The sequence below is a fragment of the Paenibacillus sp. JNUCC-31 genome (genome assembly GCF_014844075.1).
In the GTDB taxonomy this organism is placed as follows: Bacteria; Bacillota; Bacilli; order Paenibacillales; family Paenibacillaceae; genus Paenibacillus.
In genome coordinates, this window is record NZ_CP062165.1 from 3,117,510 (window position 1) to 3,140,260 (window position 22,751).

The following is a 22,751-nucleotide window of genomic DNA, read 5'->3' on the forward strand; positions in this document are numbered from 1 at the left end:
AATGGACCTTCCCTCTCGTTTCTCTTTTTAGCAGACATCATCCAATTTTACAGGGAATTTACAGATCCTCACCCTGTATTTAATCAGTAAAATGCAATTGAGATAAGGGATAAATTATTTCTATTGGGGGCGAAAAATGTAATATACCGCACAAAAAAGGCTCTCCACCAAGTCCTTAGGAGACTTGAAAGACAGCCTTTTATCTTTTATTTCGCAGAGAAGAGGGCATCTCTTGCCGCCGATTAGCCTCCCTCCCCTTCGAAAGGTTGCCACCCGTCCACACCAGACAGAATCAGAGGTACAGCATACTCGGCCGCCTCCTGCTCACTGAGTATTCTCGCCCATGGTACTCGGCCCATGGCATTGCCAGCCCCAGGTCCGGCACTTTGGTATTCTGCGTAAACCACCGTCGTTTCCGCATCAGTTTTGTTCCAATTATGCCAGCCCTCCTGCTTCACATGCACCCCCATCCAGCAGTTCAGGAAGCAGACTTTGGCATGATTACGCCACGGTCTCCCCAGATATACGGACTGAGCGGGGGCGTTGCTGGTCAGATCGCAATCGATAAACACATACCCATAACGAACATCCTCAGGTGTGGAAGCCGCGGTAATCCAGCCATTCACTTCTCCCTCCGCAGCAGCGACATCGCTTAAGCGATTCTTCGCAAAGATCTCACAGCCCTGGAACACCGCCGTAGCCGAGCCAAAAATAAAATCCACATCGCCCTCAATGTAACAGTTCTCATAATATTGGCGCAGCTTCCGCCGCTCTGCCCCGTCACGCGGCCCCCCGAAGAAACTCCGGTCAATCGGCTGCTCCGGCAGCGGTCCGGTAAAGATCGTGTCCTGGTGACCCATAAATCGGCAGCGGCGAAAGGCCGCCCGGTCTCCATCTACGTAAACGGCCAATGCCTGCCCCACGTCCTTGCCCGGTCCGGCAGAGTTGACAAAAGAAATCCCCTCTGCCGTAAAATCATCAGCACCGATAAAAACCGTATAGGAATGAAAGGTATGATACAACTCCCCGTTCGGGAATTTCTTGAGCGCATAATCACCATACGTAACTATCGTCTGCTCTGCGCTTTCCCCAATAAGGTGAACTTTCGATTTTACGATATCCAGCTTCTCCACATAGGTTCCCGGCTTAATGCGAATCTTGAACTTATCGTTGTAGTTGGACGGAATGGCATCAATGGCCGCTTGGATCGTGGAATAATCGCCGCTTCCATCCGCAGCAACCAGATAACCCTTCATGCCCAGATCCAGATTCGAGCCTTGTGACATAGGCTTGTTCATGGCAATCGCTCCATCTCCAGCGCAGCCAGCAGAAGCGGGGCCAAACCCATGAAAGAGTCACTTACAATCTGCTCGCCGACATAATAACTGTATGAACCATCCCGATCCAGACTGAGCCCTGCCCCGTGACAGATCGCATTCAGCTTCACGCCTTCCTCCGTTTCTTCCACCAATCGGGACGTCAATCCTTGCCATCCCTTCTTTGCGGCCTGCCTGAAATGCGGCTCAAGGTAACGCAAGCGAACACCCTTCGCCATGGCATACACAAACATGCTTGAACCGGAAGCTTCCAGATAATTGCCCTTGCGGAATCCCTGATCCAGCACCTGGAACCAGAGTCCGCTATCCTGCTCCTGTACACGTACCAAGGCATGACACATACGCTCAAAGATGCCAATGATGGTGCCCCGTTTCGGATGATGAATCGGGAAGTGCTCCAGACTATCCACGATCGCCATCGCATACCAGCCCATCGCCCGGCTCCAGAAGTGTGCGGAGCATCCGGTTACGGAATCGGCCCAGATCTGCTCCTTCGATTCATCCCAGCCATGATAGAGCAGACCCGTGCGCGGATCACGCGTCTTGCGTTCGATTAGCAAAATCTGATGAGCCACTTCATCCCACAGATCAGGCCGGTCAAAAGCCTTGGCATATTGGGCCAGGAATGGAGACGACATATACAATCCATCCAGCCACATCTGGAACGGATAGATTTTTTTGTGCCAGAATCCACCCTCCGACGTTCGAGGCTGTCCTGCGAGCTGGGTTGCGAGCAGATGTGCAGCTTCAGCGTATCGCTGATCCCCGGTAGTTTCCAGCAGTTCGAACAGGTTCTTGCCCTGATTGATCTGGTCGAGATTGTACTCTTCCAGGAAATACGTTCCGATCGAACCATCCTCCTGAACATACAGATCCATATGTCTTTTCATAAAAGAAACATACTCGTCCTTGCCGTATTGCTTACCGGTACGTGCCATTGCAATTAACGTCATTCCCTGGACATATGCCCACCGTTCTGAAGGAAACACATGATAGCCCTTTCCATCACATTGTTGGATAATCGTTTCCGCTATTCGCTCCGACCAAGATAACTGCGTTTGTACCTGCATAAAAGAACCCTCCCTGGACCTTGAATGTTGTACTCAGCCTATCATTAATGCTCAGACACTTGCTGCCGACAAACGGCCGTCGAATTGCGATGATTCAGCTTCGGTTGGATAATCACCGGATAATCCGTCTGCTCATCACGAATCAACGATACGATTAGCTCTGCTGCCTGTGCTGCCAGTTCATCCAGCGGCGGGCCAATAGTTGTTAGCGCCACTTCGGCATACTGCATATCCGGCAAATCATCATAACCGATTAACGAGATATCATTTGGCACATTGTAGCCAGCTTCCAGCAAAGCCCTCAGCGCACCTCGGGTCACCAGGTTGTTCAAGCCAATAAATGCCGTTGGCGAATCGGGTCCAAACGTATAATTCCGAATGGCAAAATACCCATCCTCCCAAGAGGAATATGCAGGCAGCACATGGCGGTGATCAAATTCGAGTCCTGTGCGCTGCAATGCTTCCCGATACCCTTCAAGCTTGATATTTTGAGAGTTTCCAATGAAACCAATCCGGCGATGTCCCAGTGATTTTAGATGCTCAACCGCTTTGTATATGCCCTCTTTCCGGTCGATCTTGATGTAAGGGGAATTCGGGGCTTCATCTGTACCAAGCACGAAACATGGCATGTTCAGTGTTGCAAACTTCTTCCAGAAGGCATCCCGATTGTCCAGCGCATAATCCCACAGGATACATCCATCCACGCGAAGCTGGCTAAAAACATCCACCCCATCATCCGCGACGACCAAAATCATCTGGTATCCCCGCTTCTTCAGCTCCGCATGCAGATTGCCCGATATATTCGAGAACAACGGATTGCTCAGTTCATCAAGAACAAAGCCAATAATGTTGCTTCTGCCGGTGGAAAGCTGCTGTGCCATAATGTTTTTTCGATATTGATGCTTCTCCGCAACCGCGAGCACCTTCTGCCGGGTCGCCGGTTTGATGCGGGGATCACCGTTGAGTGCCTTGGATACCGTGCTGTAGCTCACTCCCGCCAGTTTGGCAATGTCCTTAATGGTTATCAAAATCAATCAACACCTCTCAACCCTTGGGAAGCTTATTGCTGTGCAGCCTTATACCGGTCATATTGCGCCTGTCTGCCGGCAATAACCTGCTCAATGTTCATTTTTTTCAAAGTCTCGATATAACTGTCAAACTGATCCAGACTGGTATCTCCGCTTATAAATTTGAAGTTCATCTCTTCCACATACGTCGTAATATCCGGCATGGACATGCTCTCTACACTCGCTTCATCCGGCAGAGCATATACGAATGGAAACGGCTCGTGGATGTATGGCTCCAATTCCTTGTCGAGCTTGGCATGCCATTCGGCCACAACGGAATCGGCCGAATCCGTAGACTGAATGTTCGGCAGATTCACGGGACCAATGCCGAGTTTCTGGATATAGTCATTGTCCTTGCCTTTGTCCGTGAATGTCTTCACGCCATTTTCTTCGGTATACGTATCACCCTTAATGCCCCACGTATAATACGTCTGCGCTTCTTCACTTACCGCATAATCCAGGAAACGGAAGGCGAGCTCCGGATTTTTGCTATCCTTGGAGATTCCAAAAATGCCGCTCACAGGCGTACGTCCGATATAAAACTGGTCTCCATGCGGGCCTTTCAGTGGCAGAATGCCTTTGAAGATAGGCTCCGCCGGATCATAATCCTTGAATAGCGGACTGTAGACCATCGACATGTACCAGCTAAAATTAAACGTGGCTCCAGTTACATCCTGCGAGATACGGGAGGTCACCTGATCGCTTGTGGTACTGGCATAGTCCACCCCGAGCAGACCTTCTTTGTACAGCCCATTGAGGTATGTCAGATATTCTTTGTAGGCGGGCTCATAATAGCTGAAATGCACCTTACCCTGGTCATCGGCATAGAACTGATTGGACAGATCGAGGCCAAAAGCAGGACCAAATGCCATCGGCACAAACTTGGATTCCATGGACAACGGTATTTCATCCGCCTCGCCGTTGCCGTTCGGATCATCTGTCTTGAATTTGCGCAGCATCGCTGTGAACTCATCCAGTGTTGTTGGTTCATTCAGTCCCAGCTTCTTCAGCCAGCGTTCATTGACCATAAACAATGGCATGTAGTTTTTCGTAAGCGTTTGCTGCGGAACATAATACATTTTACCATCTGGCGTCGTTAAACTGGCTTTGACCGATGGGGATTTGTCGTATATTTTTTTGAGATTCACACCATACTTCTCTACCAGGTCATTAAGCGGAATAAACAGGCCACTATTAATGTATTTCATGAGCTGATCCTGATCCGGCAGATAGACGATATCCGGCAATCCCGTTCCAGCCGCAAGTCTTGGATTCACCGCATCCGCGTAGTTCTGCGGCGGAATGAGATCCCAATCGACCTTTACCCCGGCGTTACTCTCAATCTTCTTCACAATTTCGGCAGTCGATAGATCCACGTTGGTTGTCCATGCATTGGTCCCGAGAATGGATAGCTTGGCATCCTTCTGATCCGTTACCGGCCCTGCACCTGTGTAGTTGAACGCTGGCTCCGAGCTTGGTGAGGCACTTCCTGTGTCTCCCCCTGTCCCTGTACCGCTGCTGCATCCGGCGAGACTAATGGCAAGTATCACCGCGAGAACACTTTTTCTTCCGGCCCCTCTGATTATCATCCGTTATTCCTCCTTGTTATGAACAACCTTGGGTGATGCATGGTGATCAATAAGGCTATCCTTTCACGGCTCCGAGGGTAATCCCCTTGACGAAGTACCGCTGGATAAAAGGGTAAATCGTAACGATGGGCAGAATGCTGACCACAATCGACACATACCGAACCTGAAGGGTGGACACCGCCAGTGCGCCCGTGGTCATCGTACCCCCCATCTTTTGCATGACCTCGGGTGAAGCCATAATGAGGACCCGGCGCAGGAACATCTGCAAGGGCTGCATATCCTGTTTGCCCAGATATAGAAGGGCCGAGAAGAAGTTGTTCCAATGGAAAACCGCGTAATATAACGTCAGCACGGCAAGTGTCGGCTTAATGATAGGTACCGCCAGGCGATAAAGCATCGTCAGTTCATTGGCCCCGTCGATGCTGGCGCTTTCGAAGATTTCATTCGGAATACCCTCGAAAGCTGAGCGGCAGATCATGACGTTAAACGTAATGACCAGCACAGGAAGTACCATCACCCAGCGGGTGTTATATAGCCCCAGTGACGTAATCAGCATGTAGACCGGGATGAGCCCACCCGAGAAATACATGGTGAAGGCGATGAAAAAGTTCAGCTTTCTGCGCAGGAAAAATTGTTGTCTGGATAACGGAAATGCAGCGAGGCACGTAGCTACAATATTCAGCAGTGTACCTATAACGGTGTACCACAGAGTGTTATAGAAGGACACCCACAACTCCCGGTATTGCAGCACCATTTTGTACCCGGACAAGGTGAATCCTACTGGCCACAACGCAACCTTTTGTTTGTCGATCGCATCAACCGAGCTGAATGAAACGCTGATCACGTACAGAAAAGGATACAGCGTAACGACGACTGCCAATATGGTCAGCAGGTAGACAAATCCGTAGAATAACCGGTCACTTCTCGATTTTTGCATACAGGTCTCCTTTGGGTCGGGATATGGTCTTACCAGAGTGACATCTTGGTCAGACGCCGGGTCATCGTATTAGCCGCGAACACAAGCACAAAGGTGATAATAGAGTTGAACAGGCCGACGGCTGTCGCAAATCCGTAGTTCTGTCCTTCAATCCCCATTCGGTATACGTAGGTGGATAACACGTCTGCGGTCTCATAGGTAGCACCGTTATAGAGCAGATATACTTTCTCAAATCCTACGCTCATAATGCCTCCAAGCGACAGGAGCAGCAGGATGACAATCGTTGGTTTAATACTGGGAAGGGTTAGATGCCACAACTCCTGGAACTTGTTAACCCCGTCAATTTTGCCGGAATCGTACATTTCGGGGTCAATGCCCATAATGGCTGCAATGTAGATAATGGAGCTGAAGCCAAAGCTCTGCCAGATATCGGAGCTGGTGAATATCGTTCGGAACCATCCGGCGTCCATCATGAAGTTCACTTTCTCCATACCGAGCTTGGCAATCAGGGTGTTCACGATCCCGTCCGTGGGTGACAGGAAGTTAATAATCATGCCCGCGACCACGACGGTGGAGATGAAATGCGGAAGGTAGGTGACAGTCTGGGCGAACCGCTTGAACGTCTGATTCTTGATTTCTACAATACAGACGGCGAACAGAATGGGGATGGAGAAGCCGAACAGGAGCGGCAGGAAGGCGAGCAAAAACGTATTGCGCAGCAGCCTCCAGAAGTAGATGGAATTCACGAACTGATCAAACCACCTCAGGCCCACCCATTCCCCGCTGAACATTCCCTGCCCCGGCATGAAATTGCGGAAGGCCAGCAGCATGCCCGGCATGGGAACATACATGAAGATGACGTAATACAGAAAAATGGGTGAGAACATCAGCAGCAAATACTTATCCCGTTTGATCAGGCTGAATAGCGTGGACATGCGATTTTTCACCTTTCAGACACCCCTTCGCATTAAAATTACAACGTTTGAATTTTCAGGCACAAACATGCCGCTTCATGCATCATTCGGTGAAATCCACTTGAACATAAAATACATTTTGTCCCTTTAAAAATGGAATATTAAGACAAACAAGAAGCGAATAAAGACGTAGACATAAACACAAAACCATAATTACAACGTTGTAATTTCACCCTAAATGTATACGCTTACAAAAACTATTTTTCCCATCTTAGCAAAGTCCATCGGGTTTGGCAACAACAAAAATCAGTGTTTGCTTGCGAAGAGATCTATATGCTTTTACCGATCTGGGAGACATGTTAGCGGGCAAAAAAGCGAGAAAAAAGGGCAACGAACGAATATCTCCCGTTCTGCCCCTCTACTGTCCTGCCTCCACCAGCGTTCTGGTGCAGCGCAGAATTGTTCTATTTTTGAAACGTGTGCCTGTGGCTTCAACCTCTTCGGATTCTACATCTGGTTTCGATACTCCATCGGTGTTACACCCGTCACGCGCTGAAACGCCCTCTAGAACTGACTGACATTGGAGAACCCCAACCCAAAGCTGATGGTGGTCACAGAATCTGTTGTATGGCGCAGTCGTCGGGTGGCTTCCTCCACACGCAAATTCAGCACATACTGATACGGCGTTGAACCCGTCAGTGCCTTGAAGGAACGCATAAAGTGATATCGGCTCTGGTGCGCAATCGCCGCCATCGATTCAATGTCCATTGGACTTGTATAGTCACTGTGTATATACTCCAGCACGCGCCGCAGATGGGGGTCAATGAACGCTCCGCCGTTGCTGCTTGTTCGCTGAAGCAGATTCTGAAACTGCCCGTAAACCAGACCAGCCCCCACGCTCCCCGCCATACCTGTTCCTGAAGTTGCCAGCGTCAGGTTACGGTTACTGCCATTTGGTTCACCTGTCAGCATCCGTCCAAGATAGGTCTCTACGGCAAGCTCCGTTTCCTGTATCTGCAATGGTTCAGGCGCATCGTCCAGCAAAATGGCGTTCCAGCCTCGAAACAGTCTGCTAATTTCAGCAGGATCGAAGCTTTGTGTGGTCCGAAATTCGGTCTGCGCCCCTTGCCTCCCTGAATCCTCCAAGCCGCCAACTGGCGGATTACGAAACTTGATCACGATAACCGCCGAATCCGAACCAATCTCGAAAAAGTGCTCCATCCGGGGATGGGCAATAATCCCCAGTCCTGCTTGCAAAGGATACGTCTGCTGTTCCTGCACCAGATGACACTCACCTCTTACCGGCAGCGTTACCTGATACCAGTCATCATGCACATGGGGTTCGTTGGCGAATCCGCCAGAAGCCTTCCACAATTCCAATCCATTCAGCATCATGTTTAATTCCATCATTTCCTCACCTGCTGACATTATAGCAAATCGTGCTCACTTTCCAAGCACTTTTCACAAAGACAATATCTGTCTGTATCTTTTATCATGGTAAAAAAATAATTCGAGGTGATCTCCCGTGGCACAAGCCGCTGTAAGCAAAATGCAAATCAATCACTCCGCCAATTGGGCGCTTGCCGGAGTCAGCTTCGCCCATCTGCTGAATGATGCGATGCAGACTGTTGTCCCGTCTGCTTTTCCGCTGTTCCAGCAAACGATGCAGCTCAGTTTCGCCCAGATGGGCTGGATTGCCTTCACATTGAATATTACCGCATCGGTCCTACAGCCACTGGTCGGTTATATGTCTGATCGCAAGCCGATGCCGATCCTGCTGCCCGGAGGTATGTTGTTCTCCCTGATCGGTGTTCTCGGCTTTGCCTTGTCTTCCGAGTTATGGATGCTGCTTGTCTCCGCAGCGTTGATTGGCATAGGCTCATCCATCCTGCATCCTGAATCCTCACGCGTCGCTCATTTGGCGGCAGGTCGAGGACGCGGAATGGCACAGTCCATCTTCCAGGTCGGTGGCAATACAGGTCAGGCTCTCGCCCCGCTGCTGGTTGCCTTTATCCTGCTTCCGCATGGACAGCTTAGTTTTCTGTGGCTAATGGCTTTTGCTCTAATCGGGATCGTTATCCAGTCTTCCGTTAGCCGTTGGTATAGAGACAAATTGGCGGATAATCGCAGCCGTCAGCAACAGCCTGTACAGGCAAATGGCATTGTGCAGCCTGCTGTTCAGCCTGCAAGTCGGAGATTTATCGCTTTTACGATGGGGATTCTCATCTTGCTGCTGTTTTCCAAATTCGTATATATTGCCGGCATGACCGGATACTATGCATTCTATTACGCCGATGCGTATAACCTGCCTCTTTCGCAGGCACAGATCTGCCTGTTCGTTCTGCAATTTGCGGGTATGGTTGGCACCTTGCTCGGCGGCCCACTGGCTGACCGTTATGGACGCAAACCGATGATCTGGTTCTCCATCGCGGGTACTGCTCCATTTTCACTGCTGCTGCCGTATGCGGGACCTGCTTTATCGATAGTATTATGCGGCATCATCGGACTGATTCTCATGTCCGGCTTCAGCGTTATCATTGTATATGCACAGGAGTTGCTGCCACGTCATATCGGAACGGTGTCCGGATTGTTCTTCGGCCTGTCATTCGGCATGGCGGGACTTGGATCGGTTGTGCTTGGTTCCCTGATTGATGTGACCAACATTTCATTCGTCATCAAACTATGTTCCTTTTTACCGCTGCTTGGGGTGTGTGCTGTATTCCTGCGCCGGGATCGGCCACGAAACGCCTAATATGCATTGAAACGTCAGTTGTTTTGTGACTACAATAGGGTCAGGATATTCGAATCGAGACAGAGGCTAAACAGAAGGAAGGAATAACCCATGATCATTGATGTACAGCATGTTACTTGGAAAAGGGGGCCAATCACCCTGCTGAACGATGTCAGCTGGCGTGTAAACGAAGGGGAACATTGGGCACTGCTCGGCCTGAATGGTTCCGGTAAAACCACCCTCCTGAACATGATCACCGGATATCTCTGGCCGACAGAAGGCACGATAACCGTGCTCGGACACCGTTACGGGGATGTGGATTTGCGCGAGCTGCGGAAGTCGATCGGCTGGGTCAGCTCCTCCCTTCAGGAGAAATTATATGGCACCGACCGTACACAATATGTCGTGATCAGCGGTAAACATGCCACCATCGGACTGTACGATAAACTTTCGGATGAGGATCTGGATCAGGCAAGGGAATTGATGCGTACGCTCGGCTGTCAGCATCTGTGGGACCGCGAATACCGTACCTGTTCCCAGGGAGAGAAGCAGAAACTGCTCATTGCCCGAGCTCTGATGGCTAATCCGCGTGTGCTCATTCTGGACGAACCCTGCAATGGGCTTGACCTGTTCTCCAGAGAGCGGCTGCTGGAAAGTATCCGTGAGCTGACACAGAAACCGGACACCCCTTCGCTCATCTACGTGACCCATCATACGGAGGAAATATTGCCAGTATTCAGCCACAGCCTGCTGCTTCGGCGGGGCGAGATTGTGAATAGCGGATTAACCAGTGAGTTGATGAACCGGGATGTACTGAGCAGCTTTTTTGAAGCGCCTGTGGATGTAGATCGGCATGGACAACGGGTCTACGTAAGGGCAGCAGAACAATAATTTCTGCATCTATTCACAGTCAGAACAATCCAAGCAGCCCAAAAATCTTATCCACATGTGGACAGGTTTTTGGGCTGCTTGGCTATATTATGAATTATCCACAGTTTTCTGTGTATTATTTGCGGGCAGACAGGAATAAAAACAACGGAATGCGCTGTCTGCGCAGGTACGTCTCCTCGTTCACAAAATACGGACGCTGAGGCGCCGATTCCCGCAGATGCTGTACTTGAAATCCTGCCTGCTGTAATGCCATGTAGTAGGATTCGATGGAGCGATGCATTTTTTTCACCGTGCCTCCAAGCCATTGCTGCTCCCGGTATCCCTCTACAAAATACTGATCAACCACCCAGTTGGTTCGGGTCCCCGAAGGCTGCAACGTCGACGTAATTACAGGATGTTCTACCGAAAATATGAACGTACCATTCTCTTTTAACGTGTGGTATACCTTGCTGAACAGGCTATTCACATCTTCAATATAATGAATCGCCAGTCTGGAAATGGCCAGATCATATGTATCCGCGGGATAGCTCCAGTCTTCCATGAACGCTTGTTCAATCTGTGCGTTCTGGCCCTTTATCGATTCATGGGCAGCCTGGAAGATTATACACCTCCGGAAGTTAACTCGGGAATACCTTTCAGATTAGGAATTGGCAAACCTCGAATAAATATACATGCCAACGTCCTCTTTCTCTGCTATAGAAAAGCATGGATCAAGAACAATACAGCAAAAGCGAGACCCGATCTCAGATGCCACTGCCGATCCAGCTTCTTGTAACGGAAAAACCCAGCAATCGGAACAGGTAGCAGAGCCAGACCGGCGAGCAGACCCGTAATATGGCTAAAGTCCAGCTTAAAATCGAACAAAAAGGCTCCGACCACATGAAGCGCAATCAAACCCATCGCAACCATGGCAACCGGGACGTGTACTCGCCGGGCAATACCCAGCAGCTTTACAGCCAGCTTCCTGATTCCCGCCCAGGCGTCAAGCCACTTTCGTTTTATCACAAACAGGATCACGTAATAAGCCAGCACAACAAACAGCAAGATTCGGGCTTGAGAGCCATAAACCTTATACGCCTCGCTGATGTGATGGTCGTTCCAATTTGTTGTACTGTGATACAGATGAATTAAACTCCACAGACCGTAAGCCAAAATAACTGCGGTTAACACCAGACTGATCCCTATCCATTTGCGGTCTTTTTGAGGAATATAAGCCTTCTTCTTCACGGCTGACTTGTTCATGATCACTGTCCCTTCCCCTATCAGGGATCGAATGTAACGAAATTTAACCTCTCTGGTATTATAAGAACAGGCGGCTCTGCTTTGCAGAACCGCCCGGCTCGTGGTTGGTCAAGTAGCTTACTCAGCCAAAGCGCTGTGTTTTGTACCATTTGCTCTCACGTTTCTTGATCTTGTCCATAACCAAAGAGTAGAAAGCCTTGATCGAGATGATAATGAACAGCTGTGCATACGTAAAGTAGGATACGCAGGCGTAAATAAAATTACGCGTATTACTCTGTCCAATATCTGCCGCGAGTGCAAGATTAATCTGTAATACATATATAAAGTACATTAATGCCCATCCAATGACGAGGAACACATAGGCATCTCCGGCAAACTGGAACGGCGAACTCACGTCCGGTTTAAATATTGCAATGATCTGGTAGACGAGATTAACAAGAAAGATAATATCCGATACAATAATGGCGAGCATAAACCAAAAATAGCTGACCGCATAATAGAGAACTAATAACTTGTTGCGCCAGCTGGATCGGTTGAACAGGTTATGGATATTATCCAGAACGACCTGATAGTTCCCTTTTGCCCACCGTTCACGCTGCTTCATATACACGCTGAGCTTCTCCGGCTCTTGCTGGTACGCTTCTGCTTGGGGTGCAAGGGCAACAAACTGACCACGATTCAGAATCTCAAAGGATAATGCTGTATCTTCCGTGATCGCTGTAACATCCCAGCCGCCGATCTCCCGGATCAGCTTTGTTTTAATTATATAATTGGTCCCCGGAATGGAACCGAGCTGGAATAATTCCCACAGCCCTGTATGATACACCCGCTGAGATGTGATAATCTCCAGATTAATGCATTGGGAAAGGAAATTTTGTCCCCGGTTCCGTGCTTTATTCCGGCCAAACACCACACCGTATTGTTCCGGGTTTTCCAAAGCCTTCTGTGTCAAGAACATCAGGGAATTCCGCTCAGGGGCAGCATCGGCATCAAAGATGCAAATCCACTCTCCGGTGGATATGTCCAGACCGTCATTCAATGCACCGGACTTGCCTCCTGTACCCTTACGCTCCATAACGGTCACATTCCGATGTACATAACTGGTTTTAGTCAAAAATGTCCGAAGCTTCTCCGCTGTATCATCGGTGCAGTTATCTGCAATAACGATAACCTGGACTTTATCCTCCGGATAATTCAGGCGCAGGATATGCTCTACAGTAGCCACAATAACCAAACCTTCATTATGTGCAGGTACCATAATGGTTACGGTCGGATAATGATCCATATTTACGGGAATCTGAATCCCCTTTTTATCCTGTTTTTGGATAAAACGAATGGCTCCAGCCATAATGACTATGGATTCAAATACGGCAATCCATATACTAAATATCGATAACAGCAATATAAAGTCAGCCACTTACCTTCCTCCGATCGTACTTGCGATTCACCTTGGAGCGAAAACGAAGAGTGGCAATCGTTAATGCAATTGTAAAAACTGCGAGTATACAACTGACGATGATACAGATCGGGATGAACCAGGACATATATTCCACAGAGCATCTCTCCTTTCCTACTAGTTTAGATATACTCTCCTATGAGATCTGTCTCTGTGTTCCGTTCCAGTGCAGCAATAACAGCATCAATATCCTCATACTTTCCGAACTGTTCCTTCTGGAAAACCAGTGCACCGGATCGAATAACCGTCTGTAGTTCATTTCCTTTTTTATCAATCATCTGCAGATCCATCATCGCTTTTTTGATCCGTTTTGTAAGCACTGGCAAGTACTCCACATCGGTCATCGGGCAAATGATCACAAACCGTCCCCGACCCACAAAAAACTTGTAATCCTCATACCGGATTTGCTTCTGGATCGTATTGGACAACTCTAGCAGAAACTGTGCATATCGTATGGAACCAAGCGATTCCAGCACCAGTGGCAAAAATTCAATCTTGAACATCGCCATGCTGAACCCATAGTGCTCCGAGTAACGTCTGGCGAGATTGCTTTGCTTCATGACCGTATCGGCAAGAGCTTCCTTGTTGCCCAAGGATGTATCCGGGTCAATCTGCGGAATACGTTCTTGCAACTCCTGCAGACGTTCCATGACGCGGGCAGTGCGCACAAGGCTTGCCTTGATAAAAGCAGCCACAGCCACATTGGCCGGGATTAATAGCCACCATGAGAACGTAAGCACATTCGCATCCGCATAGGTAACAAGCCAGACAAAATAAGAGACCAGATATACAAATCCGGCAACGACAGACACCCCGACAGGTATCACAAAACCAAGAACCAGCGCTACAAGCGATGCGATGCTGAACACCACATCCAGTGGGGTATAGCTCTGATTCATTTCAATTTTTAGATAGACAACGAGTTGCTGGATCACAGCTAATCCGATCAAAATGGCATATCCCCATGCCATACGAAGAATGGGTGCTTTGTTCCTCATAGTGACCTTCTCTCCGGTTAATGGATTTGTGATGTCTAAGTGATGTCTAAGTTACGACAAATTACGACATGAAAACACAAATATTATGCTAACACATTAACCAAAATATAAAATGACATTTATATTACTTTTTAAGTGTTTTTTGCAATTCAGTCTCACCAAGCAGCGGAAACAAGTTGTCAAACATATGTGTATTTCCATCAAATACATATCCTCCTGGATAAGCTTTATCCAGATTGCGAAGGGTGATCATATGGTTATACAGCTGCTTGGCCCATTTTGGATCACCCGATCGAACAGCGAGCAGTATGGCGAGTCCATAGACGGATGGAGATTCATAGGATACCGCAGAGGTTCGCTCCGAGCGTTTATATTGACCCGGCAACCGATGACGGGTATTGAATTCCTTTTTCAGAAAGGTAATGAGCTTGTCCGGTTTCCGGCCGGTTACCGTAAGATGATTAGCCACAATCAACTGGTCAATCAGGTTGACCGTGTCATCATATGTATATTTTTTCGTTTCGACATCAAAGGTTTTAGGATAAAACAAGCCGTCATCCGGCATGCTTTTCAGCAGTGATTCGTATTTAGCATAGGTTCCAGGCTCCAGCATCTCATGCTGTTCCATCGCCTGGAGAGCCCGCAGGTCAACATAAACCAGGCTTAATGTACCCGTATCGGGGGTGTTTCCATGGGCGAAATCGTGAAAATCAACATAATATCCCTTGTTCTGAACGGATTGTGTCAGGGTACGAACAATATCCGACGCTGTGGTCAGCTTCTCTTCCCGGCTCTGTCCCCATTGATCTGCTGCCTTCAATAAAGCATCGACAATTCGAAAATCATCACCAAGCGCATTGGTAGTCACATGTGATGCCCCGTTCGCGTCCAGTTTCCAGGCAATGTAGTTTTGCGGCATCAGAAAATAGGTCGTTAACCGATCATAAGCCTGCTCAAATAACACTTGATCGTTCTTGGCGACGGCGTATTGCATCCACAGACCAAGAGATTCAGACAACGCCTCTCGGCCTGCCACGATATCTTCATCTTCTGACGGAGCATCCTGGAGATACGTTGCCAGTGTGCCATTGGGGTTGGTCATATGATGCTGGACAAATGAAACGGTTGGGGACAGCTCGTTCATGACAAATCGCTCCTTTATGAAAATAATCCATGCTGCTGCGATGCTGACGGCCAGTATGACCAGCCATACCAGTCTTTTCCGATTCATGATCTGCATGCTGTCCTCCTGCGTTGTTTCAACTTTCGAATAACTACTCTTCTCCTTGAGATAGGGCTTGCTAAGTTCTGGGATGTAAGGATCAAGGGTAGAGGTATGTTTCATTCAGATTGATCCATATAAGGCCGGCGGCCGCCCTTTTTGACAAATTTCCAATCCACTTCAATGTTATGACGCATCCGGCGCAGAAGCTGAACGGCAATCTCGATCTCTTCATCCGTTAAGCCCTCCAGCGTTACCTGGTCGGAATGAACACCCTCTCTGCGGATAAACTCCCAAGCTTCCAGGCCAGCGTCAGTCGGATATAACAGCTTATTCTTTTTATTACCCATTGCCGACTGTTTGACGACAAACCCGTCCGATTCCAGTTTACTAATGGCTCTGGCCGCCGTGGTACGATCGACTTTAATTAATTCAGCCAACTGGTTGGGAATAATGCCTGGATTTTCGCAAATGCGATAAAGATACAGATACTGTCCACGAGACAGGTTTAAATGTTGGAATTCAACGTTACTAATCGAATCCAGACAGCGGGCAATCATACCAATTTCACGCAACACTTCTTTTTTTTCAGTCAATGTCTTCACTCTCCTTATTAAATTGTTGCATTCGCAACATAATTGATGATATAAATGATTGGAATCGATTTAAATTTTAATCATAACAACACATGTAATAGGTTTACATTCATGCTATGTACCAGTTTACCATGTCAGGATAGGATTACTATTGACCAAAGGAGAAACATTCATGAAAACAACTATTGTTGAAGCGAATAACCAGGAGGTGCTCGACGCCTGCTTTGCCATTCGTACCGCTATTTTCGTTGAAGAACAAGGCGTGTCTGCCGAGGATGAGTTTGATGCCTATGACGCCCTGGGTACAGAAGCAAGACATATTCTACTTTACGTGGACGGTGTACCGGCCGCTTCATCCAGACTGCGTGTGGTCGAAAATGTTGCCAAATTGGAGCGAATCTGTGTGATGCTGAATTATCGTAAACATGGACTGGGTCGTGTTCTGATTGGTAAGCTTGAGCAGATGGCGCTCGATCAAGGGTTGGAGAAGGCCAAGCTGCACGCACAGGTACAAGCCTCTGGGTTCTACGAACGTCTCGGATATATGGCAGCCTCGGACATATTTATGGAAGACGGCATTCCTCATCTGCTGATGACCAAAAAACTGAAATAACGACAAAAAGAGCATCCTCAAAGGTCTGGAACAGGACTTGGGGATGCTCTTTTTGAGTTCTAAGGAACCCAGCAAGTGTTATTATTGGCGATTTAGCCATTTGGGGAATGTAAGGAATCTTACACACCTTATTTTCTGTTTTGTAAACCTAACTTGTACTTCTTATCCTCATCCCAAAGCCAGACGGCCTGGCTGAGGTTCAGCGGCGTTATTTTTCATCTGTTTACTGCGCAATTGTCCGCAAGCCGCATCGATATCGGTACCATGCTCCATACGCACAGTGGCGTTAATGTTATTCTTTTTCAATGTATCATAGAATCCCAGAATGGATTCTTCTGTACTCCGCTGATATTGACTGTGCTCATCCACCGGATTATACGGAATCAGATTGATGCTGACCATACTTTTGCGACTGGACAACAGTTCAGCCAGTTCTGCGGCATGCTCCCGCTTGTCGTTGACGTCCCGAAGCAAAATATACTCAAACATAATACGCTTGTTTGTCGTAGCCAGGTAATAATCCACCGCGTCCATCAATTGTTCAATCGGGAAGGCCCGGTTGATCTTCATGATCTGTGTACGCAGTTCGTTATTCGGTGCGTGCAGGGAAATCGCCAGATTGACCTGAAGATTGCTGTCTGCAAATTCCTTGATCTTGTCAGGCAGCCCACTCGTGGATACGGTAATCCGCTTGGCAGCAAGCGCCAGACCTTTACGATCCTTGATCACTTCGATGAAGTCAGACATGTTCTTGAAATTATCAAACGGTTCGCCAATACCCATTACGACCACGTTCGTTACCCGCTCACCTTGACCAGCTGCATCAAGATACTGTTGTACATGCATAATCTGTTCCACAATTTCGCCACCGGACAGATCCCGGCTCTTCTTGATCAGCCCGCTCGCGCAAAAGCTGCAGCCAATGTTACATCCCACTTGGGTGGTTACACATACAGTTAGCCCATACTTTTGGCGCATTAAGACCGTTTCAATCAGATTGCCGTCCTGCATACGAAGCAGAAATTTCACCGTACCGTCCGCCGATTCCTGCTTCACATGTTCACTCAGCGAGTTCATCGTGAAATGCTCGGCAATGACATCCAGACATTCCTGACGGACGTCGGTCATCTCTGTAAAATCATTCACACGTTCCTGATATAACCACTCCCAGATGCGGGAAGCGCGGGATTTCTTCTGCCCGTGCTCCGGCAGCCAGGCACGTAATTGCTCTAATGTTAATCCATATATGGATGATTTAATCATGTTATTGTCCTCTTTTCGCAAAAAGCATATGGCTCATCGGTTCAATCGAAAAAACCTCTACTCTGTATTGTCCCAAAATTGACGAGGGAACACAAGGGCTTTTGCATTTCTTCCAAGAGGTTTTATTCATGGCAAATCTGCACAGCAGCTTTATGTCAAACAACTACACTCCTCTGTATTTAGAAGTGGATAATACCGGAGGTATGCAGCAGAACCAGAAACACCAGAATCGGCGCTACGTAACGCAGCATAAACAGCCATACCCGGAACCAGCCTGCACGCAGGCCGGATGCTTCGGCTGCCTTTTTCCAGAAGTAACCGGCAAAAATGGTCACCAGCAATCCACCAATCGGAAGTAAAATGTTGGACGCCACAAAGTCCATCCAGTCGAACACACTCTTCGAGCCAATGGTCCATTCAGGGAACAATCCGAGTGACAGTACCGATGGAAGCCCAACGATGAAGACTGCAAGTGAGATAATCCATACCGCACGGCTTCGGCTCCAGGACAATCTCTCCATAAAATATTTCACTGGAACTTCCAGCAAGGATACCGCCGATGTTAACGCCGCAATCGCGAGGAGCACGAAGAACAACCCGCCAAACAAGAAGCCCAGCGGCATAGCTGAGAAGGCTGCCGGAAGAGCCACAAAGATCAGCGACGGTCCCTGATCGGGTGCAATCCCAAAGGAGAATGTCGTTGGGAAGATAATCAAACCTGCAATGAACGCATAGATCAGGTCTCCCGCACCCACGGCTATCGTTGCTGCACCGAGGGATTGATTTTTATCAACATACGAACCATACGTCACAAGAATACCCATACCCAGCGATAGGGAGAAGAACGCATGTCCAAGCGCAACCAGTGCTGATTCGGTCGTAAGCTGCGAGAAGTCAGGATTCAGGAAGAAGGACACTCCCGCACCGGCTCCTGGCAAAGTCACTGCACGGACCATCAGGATAATGAGCAGTACAAGCATTGCGGGAATCAGTACCTTGTTAAACTTCTCAATCCCGTTGGATACCCCTTTGGCAACAATCCAGCCTGTGATCAGGACTGCAACCAGTTGCCATACAATCGGCAAATAACCACCCACGAAGTTGCCAAATTGTCCGGCATAATCCGGATTGCTATACAACGTACCACTGAAGGACGTTACTGCATATTGAAGCGTCCAGCCCGCAATAATGACATAAAAGGAAAGGATGATAAACGGCGTCAGTACTTGCAGCAAACCAGCCGCAAGCCACCCTTTTTGCCCACCTGCCTTGATAAAGGCCGTAGCCGCGCTACCTCTGCCGCTCCGACCAATTGCAAGCTCAGCCAGCAGAACAGGCAGACCAATCAACAGGAGGCAGACGATAAAGAGCAGGAAAAACGCAGCTCCCCCGTTCTCTCCCGTAATATAAGGAAACTTCCACATGTTGCCGAGACCGACTGAACTGCCAATGGCAGCCAGAATGAAACCGGCCTGTGAGAAGCGTTCACCCTTGTTGGCTCCGTCTTGATTCAAATTGGGATTATTAGACTTACTCAAATTCATTCTATCTACTCCATCTGTTCTAAGATTTTCCGTTATTATATAACAGTCGTCCCCTCAGGTCATTCGAAAATCGAAATTAATCGAAATGTTATTTATTTACAGCAATGTCTGCATTAAATATGGCTCCCCTTCCTTCTTCGCTTAACAAAGAAAGCAGTGTGCAATGTGCAGCCCCTGTGAACCTCCTCAGAAGCAGTATGTGATAAAAAGGAGCGCGCCAACCCTGCCCTGTTGTTCGGCACATCCGCAGATGAGCTGCAAACCTAACTAAACCATGTAACCAGGCAAATCATTCGTTTTCTCTAAACCTCAACTACCACCTAACCATAAGGGAGGCCCTGTTAGCTTGTCCTCAAAAAAAAGAGGTGTTCCACACAGCCAATTTCGTAGCTGAAGGGACACCTCTATCCATATATCCATATTAGATTTTAATTTCAAGCAACTCATATTTGATAATGCCCATTGGCGCATTGACATGAATGACACTGCCTACTTCTTTGCCCATCAGTTCTTTGCCAAGCGGGCTCTCATACGATATTTTGTTATCGGCAACATCAGCCTCGGCTGGACCAACCAGCTTGTATTCAATCTTCTCGGCAAATTCAATATCATTAAGCAAAATGGTTGAGCCAATGCTTACTTTATTCGAATCGATATTGTCCGAAGTGATGACTCTTGCTTTGGTCAGCATTTTCTCCAGAATCAAAATGCGGGTTTCCATAAAAGCCTGATCATCTTTGGCTGAATGATACTCACTATTTTCCTTCAGGTCACCGTAACTGATTGCGAGCTTCAGACGCGCCGCCAGTTCCTTACGCTTCACCGTCTTTAAATCCCTCAGTTCGTCCTCCAGCTTTTCCAAGCCTTCCTGTGTCAAAATCACTTCATCATTAGCCATTTTTCCATCTCCTAATCCTGCTTTCTATCTATATTCTAACCTATATCCCCTCCAAACGGTTAACATACCCCAGAAAAAGAAATTACACTCCCATTCATGGAAAGATGTGTATGCGGCATAACCTTTATAGTTCACTATCCCCTAAACTGTACTGGTACAATCACAGTAAACCTATATGTTCATCTTAACTATTCACTTTTACAATGAAATCAGGGAGCAGCCCTTCATAACGGGTACCTGCAGCCCACTACATGACTTGAGGTGATCTGGATGAATGTTACATTGACTCAACCTGAAATACGGGCCTACCTGAAACGGATAGGCATTGATGATATCAAGGAGCCTACACTGGAATTTCTATCCGAAATCCAGCGGGCACATGTGCAGCATCTATCCTGGCAAACGGTCGATATTTTTGCTGGTCGGCCTGCGGGCATCGATCTTCAGGAATCGATCCAGCTTATATTACAAGGACGCAGTGGTTACTGTTTCCATCTGAATGGAGCATTCAGTATTCTGCTTCGCTCCCTGGGATATATGGTGCATTGGCATCGTGCCGGAGTTCAGCCACATGGAGAGCAGCCCCGAGTGAACTCGTTCCATCTTGGTCTTTCCGTCCTTCTGCCAGATGCAGACCCGAATGTGGAGCGTTGGATTGTGGATGTCGGCCTGGGCGGCATGCCCTTTGAACCTCTCCCTCTTCGTTATGGAACCTACGGTAAAGCGCCGTTTACTTATACATTGTTGCCATCATCCGTTGTCTCTGGCGGATGGCGACTTGAATATGAACCCAATGGGCCAAGTGAAGGTGTCGACTACGCTCCCGAAGAGCTTACCCGTCTGGAAGAGTTCCTTCCCAAGCATGAATTCTACAGTCAGTCAGCCGAATCACCTTGGCATAACGCATTTTTGCTCCGTCAGAGGGATGCAGCCCACAGCAACGAGCTGCGAGGATGCATGCTCCGCACGCATGGGATCGAAGGTATACGCAAAATGGAGATTCAAACCTACAGCGAATGGAAAGATGTACTAGCTGAGCGATTCCACGAACCGTTGGTGAATTATACGGAACTGGAACGCAGAGAAATGTGGAATCGAGTACGGGCTGCACATGAGGAATGGAAAAGAACACAACTGGCCTGAGGCGACATGAGGAAGACGCGAGAAACCGGAGGAATATAAAGGAAAGCCCGCCATAGATGCCGAATACATCGTCAGGTGATAAATGATGATAACTATTCGTGTTCTGCAAGTTCCGGCAGAATTGCCGGAAGGCTACTGGAACTTTTTCCTGTCGCACGTATCGGAGGAAAGACGGGAACAAGCTTCACGGTTCGTTCGTCTGGCGGATGCATATCGCTCTGTTCTGGGTGAGGTGTTGACTCGGGTGACGCTAAGCAAGCTGACTGGCCAAAAGCCGGGGGAGCTGTTCTTTACCCGTAACCAATACGGCAAACCTGCCCTCAGTCACGCTTCCAATGTCCAATTTAATGTTTCACACTCCGGGGATTGGATTGCTTTAATCTCTGGCGCTGGCGCTACCGCTGATCTGGGTGTAGATGTGGAAAAAATAGCGCCGATCGACATGAAGATTGCGGAACGCTTCTTCTCGCTAACAGAGAGCAGCTTTCTGGCTGCCGAGCCCGCTGAGATGCAGCTGGAGACGTTCTATCGCCTATGGACGCTCAAGGAAAGCTACATCAAGGCCGTCGGCATGGGTCTGTCCATGCCGCTCGATTCTTTCTCCATGATCCGCAACGCTGACGGGAACTGGCACTCGCCGGAAGCCGCTTCTTATCCATTCCTTAGTCTGCGGCTGGATCAAGGACATATGTTGGCAGCTTGTTCCGCAGGTGAAGAATTGCCTGCCCAGCTTGATGTCATCACAATGGAAGAGTTGTATCAGGCATTAATATGACAGAATCCCTGGCGAACCCCGCCAGGGATTTTTGATATTCAATGGACTGCATCCACATACTCTGATCTGAATGGATATCTTGTTCAACTGGGTTAATCCCCAGCTCCTCACTGATAATTCGTCGTATTTTGTTCAAGAAAGTTCCATTCATGCCCCCATCTAGCAGCATCAGCACGTAGACAATAATGACAATGGCGAGCCTAGGATTCAGACCGAATTTCATCTGATACTCTCATGAACAGCACCAGGCATGCCTAGTTCATCACAGAGGCTCAATGGTTTCAGATCTGTCCATTGTTCAGCGATGTAATCGAGGCATACCCGACGCTTGGCTTTGCCAAGCATCATGGTCCAACCTGCGGGTACCGCAAGGGAAGCAGGCCAAAGGGAATATTGACCTTCCTCATTAATTAACACCAGATAATTGCTGTCTTCATGTTCAAAAGGGTTACTCATCGCCTTATC

At 48.3% G+C, this 22,751-nt stretch carries 24 protein-coding genes; 5 read left to right on the plus strand and 19 right to left on the minus strand.

The window, feature by feature from the left end; all coding sequences use genetic code 11:
• Positions 1-242: 242 nt before the first annotated feature.
• The 7 genes from JNUCC31_RS13410 to JNUCC31_RS13440 form a co-directional block, all read right to left on the minus strand.
• Positions 243-1,298 carry a pectinesterase family protein gene (locus tag JNUCC31_RS13410; protein WP_192271823.1) on the minus strand — a complete coding sequence of 352 codons (1,056 nt, stop codon included), beginning with the start codon at positions 1,296-1,298 and terminating at the stop codon, positions 243-245.
• Entirely contained in the window at positions 1,295-2,407 is a 1,113-nt protein-coding gene (locus JNUCC31_RS13415) for a glycoside hydrolase family 88/105 protein (protein ID WP_192271825.1), read from the minus strand. The genes JNUCC31_RS13410 and JNUCC31_RS13415 overlap by 4 nt, the downstream gene beginning before the upstream one ends.
• A 44-nt stretch (positions 2,408-2,451) precedes the next feature.
• Positions 2,452-3,435 carry a LacI family DNA-binding transcriptional regulator gene (locus JNUCC31_RS13420; protein ID WP_192271827.1) on the minus strand — a complete coding sequence of 328 codons (984 nt, stop codon included), beginning with the start codon at positions 3,433-3,435 and terminating at the stop codon, positions 2,452-2,454.
• Between the two features lie 32 nt (positions 3,436-3,467).
• Positions 3,468-5,063, minus strand: coding sequence for an extracellular solute-binding protein (locus JNUCC31_RS13425; protein WP_192271829.1), 1,596 nt, complete (start codon positions 5,061-5,063; stop codon positions 3,468-3,470).
• Positions 5,064-5,118: 55 nt separating this feature from the next.
• The gene (locus JNUCC31_RS13430; RefSeq protein WP_192271830.1) at positions 5,119-6,000 is read right to left on the minus strand and encodes a carbohydrate ABC transporter permease; all 882 of its coding nucleotides are present in this window, start codon (positions 5,998-6,000) and stop codon (positions 5,119-5,121) included.
• 29 nt (positions 6,001-6,029) lie between these two features.
• Positions 6,030-6,947, minus strand: coding sequence for an ABC transporter permease (locus tag JNUCC31_RS13435; protein ID WP_063565906.1), 918 nt, complete (start codon positions 6,945-6,947; stop codon positions 6,030-6,032).
• A gap of 531 nt (positions 6,948-7,478) precedes the next feature.
• Positions 7,479-8,324, minus strand: a complete 846-nt coding sequence (locus tag JNUCC31_RS13440) for a helix-turn-helix domain-containing protein (RefSeq protein WP_192271833.1) — start codon at positions 8,322-8,324, stop codon at positions 7,479-7,481.
• A 115-nt stretch (positions 8,325-8,439) separates the two neighbouring features.
• Here JNUCC31_RS13440 and JNUCC31_RS13445 point away from each other — a divergent pair, with 115 nt between their 5' ends.
• Positions 8,440-9,666, plus strand: a complete 1,227-nt coding sequence (locus JNUCC31_RS13445; RefSeq protein WP_416234409.1) for an MFS transporter — start codon at positions 8,440-8,442, stop codon at positions 9,664-9,666.
• A gap of 90 nt (positions 9,667-9,756) precedes the next feature.
• Entirely contained in the window at positions 9,757-10,536 is a 780-nt protein-coding gene (locus tag JNUCC31_RS13450) for an ABC transporter ATP-binding protein (protein WP_192271835.1), read from the plus strand.
• 115 nt (positions 10,537-10,651) lie between these two features.
• Here JNUCC31_RS13450 and JNUCC31_RS13455 read toward each other — a convergent pair whose 3' ends face one another.
• From JNUCC31_RS13455 to JNUCC31_RS13480, 7 genes are all read right to left on the minus strand, one after another.
• Positions 10,652-11,140, minus strand: coding sequence for a class I SAM-dependent methyltransferase (locus tag JNUCC31_RS13455; RefSeq protein WP_323374394.1), 489 nt, complete (start codon positions 11,138-11,140; stop codon positions 10,652-10,654).
• Between the two features lie 89 nt (positions 11,141-11,229).
• Complete coding sequence (locus JNUCC31_RS13460; protein ID WP_192271837.1) at positions 11,230-11,784, minus strand: hypothetical protein; 555 nt, start codon at positions 11,782-11,784, stop codon at positions 11,230-11,232.
• A gap of 115 nt (positions 11,785-11,899) precedes the next feature.
• Positions 11,900-13,195, minus strand: coding sequence for a glycosyltransferase family 2 protein (locus tag JNUCC31_RS13465; RefSeq protein WP_192271839.1), 1,296 nt, complete (start codon positions 13,193-13,195; stop codon positions 11,900-11,902).
• Positions 13,188-13,322, minus strand: coding sequence for a hypothetical protein (locus tag JNUCC31_RS33825; protein ID WP_267132535.1), 135 nt, complete (start codon positions 13,320-13,322; stop codon positions 13,188-13,190). The genes JNUCC31_RS13465 and JNUCC31_RS33825 overlap by 8 nt, the downstream gene beginning before the upstream one ends.
• A 34-nt stretch (positions 13,323-13,356) precedes the next feature.
• On the minus strand, positions 13,357-14,232 hold the full coding sequence (locus tag JNUCC31_RS13470; protein WP_192271841.1) for a diguanylate cyclase domain-containing protein: 876 nt from the start codon (positions 14,230-14,232) through the stop codon (positions 13,357-13,359).
• 124 nt (positions 14,233-14,356) lie between these two features.
• A complete protein-coding gene (locus JNUCC31_RS13475) occupies positions 14,357-15,472 on the minus strand; it encodes a glycosyl hydrolase family 8 (RefSeq protein WP_192271843.1) in 1,116 nt (371 codons plus the stop codon).
• Positions 15,473-15,573: 101 nt separating this feature from the next.
• Positions 15,574-16,014, minus strand: coding sequence for a MarR family winged helix-turn-helix transcriptional regulator (locus tag JNUCC31_RS13480; protein ID WP_192272994.1), 441 nt, complete (start codon positions 16,012-16,014; stop codon positions 15,574-15,576).
• 208 nt (positions 16,015-16,222) lie between these two features.
• On the opposite strand from JNUCC31_RS13480, the gene JNUCC31_RS13485 reads away from it, so the two are divergent.
• Positions 16,223-16,663: a GNAT family N-acetyltransferase gene (locus JNUCC31_RS13485; protein ID WP_192271845.1), complete on the plus strand. Its 441-nt coding sequence runs from the start codon at positions 16,223-16,225 to the stop codon at positions 16,661-16,663.
• 168 nt (positions 16,664-16,831) lie between these two features.
• Here the strand turns inward: JNUCC31_RS13485 and rlmN are convergent, their stop codons facing one another.
• The 3 genes from rlmN to greA form a co-directional block, all read right to left on the minus strand.
• Entirely contained in the window at positions 16,832-17,926 is a 1,095-nt protein-coding gene (gene rlmN / locus JNUCC31_RS13490) for a dual-specificity RNA methyltransferase RlmN (protein ID WP_192271847.1), read from the minus strand.
• A 179-nt stretch (positions 17,927-18,105) separates the two neighbouring features.
• Positions 18,106-19,470, minus strand: a complete 1,365-nt coding sequence (locus JNUCC31_RS13495) for a sodium-dependent transporter (RefSeq protein WP_192271849.1) — start codon at positions 19,468-19,470, stop codon at positions 18,106-18,108.
• A gap of 421 nt (positions 19,471-19,891) precedes the next feature.
• Positions 19,892-20,368: a transcription elongation factor GreA gene (gene greA, locus JNUCC31_RS13500; RefSeq protein WP_192271851.1), complete on the minus strand. Its 477-nt coding sequence runs from the start codon at positions 20,366-20,368 to the stop codon at positions 19,892-19,894.
• A 270-nt stretch (positions 20,369-20,638) separates the two neighbouring features.
• Here greA and JNUCC31_RS13505 point away from each other — a divergent pair, with 270 nt between their 5' ends.
• Positions 20,639-21,511, plus strand: a complete 873-nt coding sequence (locus JNUCC31_RS13505) for an arylamine N-acetyltransferase family protein (protein WP_192271852.1) — start codon at positions 20,639-20,641, stop codon at positions 21,509-21,511.
• An 82-nt stretch (positions 21,512-21,593) separates the two neighbouring features.
• Positions 21,594-22,286 carry a 4'-phosphopantetheinyl transferase family protein gene (locus JNUCC31_RS13510; protein WP_192271854.1) on the plus strand — a complete coding sequence of 231 codons (693 nt, stop codon included), beginning with the start codon at positions 21,594-21,596 and terminating at the stop codon, positions 22,284-22,286.
• On the opposite strand, the gene JNUCC31_RS13515 is transcribed toward JNUCC31_RS13510, so the two are convergent.
• Both JNUCC31_RS13515 and JNUCC31_RS13520 read right to left on the minus strand, forming a co-directional pair.
• Positions 22,252-22,509: a hypothetical protein gene (locus JNUCC31_RS13515; protein WP_192271857.1), complete on the minus strand. Its 258-nt coding sequence runs from the start codon at positions 22,507-22,509 to the stop codon at positions 22,252-22,254. The two genes, JNUCC31_RS13510 and JNUCC31_RS13515, sit on opposite strands and share 35 nt — an antisense overlap.
• Entirely contained in the window at positions 22,506-22,742 is a 237-nt protein-coding gene (locus JNUCC31_RS13520; protein WP_192271859.1) for an MbtH family protein, read from the minus strand. The genes JNUCC31_RS13515 and JNUCC31_RS13520 overlap by 4 nt, the downstream gene beginning before the upstream one ends.
• Positions 22,743-22,751: the final 9 nt, after the last annotated feature.